The sequence below is a fragment of the Nocardioides sp. genome (assembly GCF_051876515.1).
In the GTDB taxonomy this organism is placed as follows: domain Bacteria; phylum Actinomycetota; class Actinomycetes; order Propionibacteriales; family Nocardioidaceae; genus Nocardioides.
In genome coordinates this window covers 1-3,847 of record NZ_JBJEHY010000039.1, presented here as the reverse complement: position 1 = coordinate 3,847, position 3,847 = coordinate 1, and the positions used below count along the sequence as shown (strand labels likewise).

Sequence of the window (3,847 nt, the reverse complement as noted above, 5' to 3'; positions counted from 1 at the left end):
CGAGGACGTGCGTGCGCTGGCCTCGGCCCCGACCCCGCAGGTCGTCTCCGACCTCGGTCGCCGCGGCATCGAGTACATCGTGCTGACCTCGCCCGCCGACGGCCGTGTCGCCGCCGGCCTGGACGCGACCACGGGCCTGGTGCAGGCCAGCGCCGAGGACCGCACGACCCGCGCCTGGCGGGTCGAGGAGCCACTCGACCCCGACGCCGTCGCGGGGGAGTCGTCGTGGCTGCGACCGGTGCTGCTCGTCGTCCAGGCGCTCGCCCTGCTGGTGGCCCTCGTGCTGGCCGCCCCCACGGTCAGGAAGGTTCGCCCATGACGCCCACCCGGGGTTCCGACCCCACCCGTACGGGCCGTCGCGCCGCGGCAGCCTCGCGCCGACCGAGCATGCTCACCGTCGTCTCGGCGGTGATCCCGCTGCTGACCGTCGGCGCCCTCGCGCTGGTCCGTCCCGTGCCGATCGAGACGGCGGCGCGCGAGGCGTCCCCGATGACGCTGGACCGTTCGACCGTCGTGTGCCCCTCCGGCACGGCGCGCCTGCTGCGCGAGCCGGGCCTGGTGGTCGCCGACGCCGAGGGCGGCAGCGGCGAGGTCCAGCTCCTCCAGGACGGCGAGGAGAGCCCGCTGGAGGTCTCCGGGGCGACCCGCGAGGACGCCTCCTCGGCGGTGTCGGTCCGGGCCTCGGGCGAGCTCGCCCCCGGGCTCGCCGCAGCGCGTGTCGGCGAGCGGGTGGCCGGCGCCTGCCAGCGTCCGGAGCCGGAGCGGTGGTTCGGCGGGGTGGGTGGCTCGCCCGAGCACTCCTCGGTCCTCGAGCTGGTCAACCCCGACGCCGGGCCCGCGGTCGCCGACATCGAGGTGCACGGGCCCGACGGCATCGTCGACGCCCCCCGGCTGCGCGGTGTGACCGTCGCCGCCCGCGACTCGCTCACCCTCGACCTGGCCGACCTGCTGCCCACCCGGGACGAGCTCTCGCTGCACGTCAGTGTCTCGCGCGGCCGACTCGGCACGTTCCTGCTCGACGAGGTCGACCAGCTGGGGCGTGGCGCCAACGCCGCGGACTGGCTCGCCCCGCAGGGGGCCCCGGCGACCACCTCGCACCTCCTGGGTCTGGGGGAGCGTGGGGGCGAGCGCACCCTGGTGGTGACGAACACCTCCGAGAACGAGGCGCGGGTGCAGCTCAAGCTGGTCACCGCTGACAGCGAGTTCACCCCGGCCGAGGCCGAGGAGCTGCGGGTGGCGCCCGGCGGCGTCGAGACCGTCGACGTCTCCGACCTGCTCGGTGGACGCGCGGCCAAGGACGCGCTGGGTGTCGTGCTGACCTCCTCGGAGCCCGTGCTCGGCACGCTGCGCACCGTCGCCGCGGACGACCTCACCCACACGGTCGCGCTCGGCGCACTCACGCAGCGCTCCTTCACCGTCCTGCCCGAGGGGGACCGCCGCCTGGTCCTCGGGGGTGCGGCCCGGGAGTCGACCGTCACCTGGACCGCCTACGACGCGAAGGGCAAGGAGGTCGACTCGAAGAAGGTCGACCTCGCTCCCGGGCACGCCGCGGCCGTCGACCTGCCCGCCAGCGCCGCGCTCCTCGACGTACGGGTCGAGGGTGCTGGGGTGCTCGGTGCCGTGGAGGGCGCCACCGCCAAGGGACGCGCCACGGTGCCGCTGGTCGAGCTCGTCACCAGCTCACTGGTGCCCGACGTGCGGCCGGCTCACTCGTCGTCGACCCGGTAGCGCGGGTGCACCGACTCGGGTGCCAGCCCGAGCAGCTCGGCCATCTGCTCCACCACCACGGTGAAGACGAGGGCCTCCAGCTCGGCCTGGCTGGCCGCGCGGTGCACCACCGGCTGCCGGAAGACGACCAGGCGCGCAGGCGTGGACTGGCGGCCGGGGACGAGTGAGGCCAGGGGCACCTCGTCCCCCCAGTCGGGCGGCAGGACCGGGGTCTCCTCGACGGCGTACTCGACCAGGCCGAGCCGGTCGTGCCAGACCTTCTCGACGTCGGCGACGACGCCGAGGACCAGGTCGTCGAAGCGCTGCCGCTTGGAGCGGCCGAAGGTGGTGCCGGGCACCGCGGGCACCACGCCGGGGCCGCGCATGCCGCGTCCTCGACGGTCGCGGGTGCGCCGGGACGGCGGGACTCGTGCCTCCACGCCGCGAGCCTAGCGGCGTCCGCGCGGCCCGCGGGGTACGGTTCGACACGTGAGTGCTCGTCGTTGTTCGCGGACCGCCTGTGGACGTGCCGCGGTCAACACGTTGACCTACGTGTACGCCGACCAGACCGCCGTCCTGGGGCCGCTGGCCACCTACGCCGAGCCCCACGCCTACGACCTCTGCGACGTGCACAGCGAGCGCCTCAGCGCGCCCCGCGGCTGGGAGGTGCTGCGCCTCGCGCCGGACACCTCGGCCAAGGGGCCCAGCAGCGACGACCTGCTGGCCCTGGCCGACGCGGTGCGCGAGGCGGCCCGACCTGCACCGGAGCCGGTCCCGGTGACCGGCGGTGACGACCCGTCGCGCGGCGTCAAGCGGGGACACCTGCGGGTGCTGCAGTCGGAGTGACCCCTAGGCTTGCGGGCATGACTTCCGACTCCGCCTCCCTGGACCCCGCCGTCCTGGGTGCCATCTTCAAGGCGTACGACGTCCGCGGCACGGTGCCCGACCAGATCCACCCGGACCTGGCCCGCGCGACCGGCGCGGCGTTCGTCGAGGTGATCGGCTCCGACCCGATCGTCGTGGGTCACGACATGCGGCCCAGCTCGCCCGAGCTTGCGGCGGCCTTCGCCGAGGGCGCGAGCCGTGCCGGTGCCGACGTCGAGATCGTGGGCCTCACCTCGACCGACGAGCTGTACTTCGCCTCCGGCCACCTCGGCCGCGCGGGCGTCATGTTCACCGCGAGCCACAACCCGGCCCAGTACAACGGCATGAAGATGTGCCGGGCCAACGCGGTCCCGATCGGTGCGGACACCGGGCTCCTGGAGATCCGCGACAGCGTGGCCCGCGGCGGCCACGCGGCAGCGGCGACGCCCGGCACCGTGACCACCGGCGACGTCCTGGACGCGTACGTGGGCCACCTGCTCTCCCTGGTGCCGGTGGCGGGGCGCCCGCTCAAGGTCGTCGTGGACGCGGGCAACGGCATGGCCGGCCTGACCGCTCCCCGGGTCCTGGGCGGCATCGAGGGCGTCGAGATGGTCGGGATGTACCTCGAGCTCGACGGCACCTTCCCGAACCACGAGGCCAACCCGATCGACCCCGAGACGCTGGTGGACCTGCAGGCCCGCGTCCTGGTCGAGAGCGCCGACATCGGCCTCGCCTTCGACGGCGACGCGGACCGCTGCTTCCTGGTCGACGAGCAGGGCCGCGCGGTCTCCCCGTCCACCCTGACGGCGCTGATCGCGGCGCGCGAGCTGGCCAAGGACCCCGGGGCGTCGGTGATCCACAACCTCATCACCTCGCGCGCGGTCCCCGAGATCATCGCCGAGCAGGGCGGGACGCCCGTGCGGACGCGGGTGGGCCACTCCTTCATCAAGGCGACGATGGCCGAGACGGACGCGGTCTTCGGCGGCGAGCACAGCGGCCACTTCTACTTCCGCGACTTCTGGCGCGCCGACTCCGGCATGCTCGCGGCCCTGCACGCCCTGGCGGCGCTGGCCGAGTCCGACCAGCCGCTCTCGGTCGTGCTGGCCGACTACGAGCGGTACCCGATGAGCGGCGAGATCAACTCGGTCGTGGACGACGCCGCCGCGGTGATCGCCACGCTGGAGGCCGACTACGCTGCGGTCGAGGGGACCACCACCGACCGCCTCGACGGCCTGACCGTCACCCACGCCGACTGGTGGTTCAACGTCCGCCCCTC

General features: G+C 74.5%; 5 protein-coding genes. 4 read left to right on the top strand and 1 reads right to left on the bottom strand.

What is annotated here, in order from left to right:
* The coding region (locus tag ACI379_RS02570; RefSeq protein WP_439790495.1) for a hypothetical protein at nt 1–319 on the top strand (319 nt) is incomplete at its 5' end.
* Entirely contained in the window at nt 316–1,728 is a 1,413-nt protein-coding gene (locus ACI379_RS02565) for a DUF5719 family protein (RefSeq protein ID WP_439790494.1), read from the top strand. The genes ACI379_RS02570 and ACI379_RS02565, both read left to right, overlap by 4 nt.
* Here the strand turns inward: ACI379_RS02565 and ACI379_RS02560 are convergent.
* The gene (locus ACI379_RS02560) at nt 1,707–2,147 is read right to left on the bottom strand and encodes a metallopeptidase family protein (protein ID WP_439790493.1); all 441 of its coding nucleotides are present in this window, start codon (nt 2,145–2,147) and stop codon (nt 1,707–1,709) included. The genes ACI379_RS02565 and ACI379_RS02560 overlap by 22 nt on opposite strands.
* 49 nt (nt 2,148–2,196) lie before the next feature.
* On the opposite strand from ACI379_RS02560, the gene ACI379_RS02555 reads away from it, so the two are divergent.
* Together ACI379_RS02555 and ACI379_RS02550 are read left to right on the top strand one after the other, a co-directional pair.
* A complete protein-coding gene (locus ACI379_RS02555; RefSeq protein WP_439790492.1) occupies nt 2,197–2,553 on the top strand; it encodes a DUF3499 domain-containing protein in 357 nt (118 codons plus the stop codon).
* A gap of 17 nt (nt 2,554–2,570) precedes the next feature.
* A partial coding sequence (locus ACI379_RS02550; RefSeq protein ID WP_439790491.1) for a phosphomannomutase/phosphoglucomutase occupies nt 2,571–3,847 on the top strand: 1,277 nt, incomplete at its 3' end.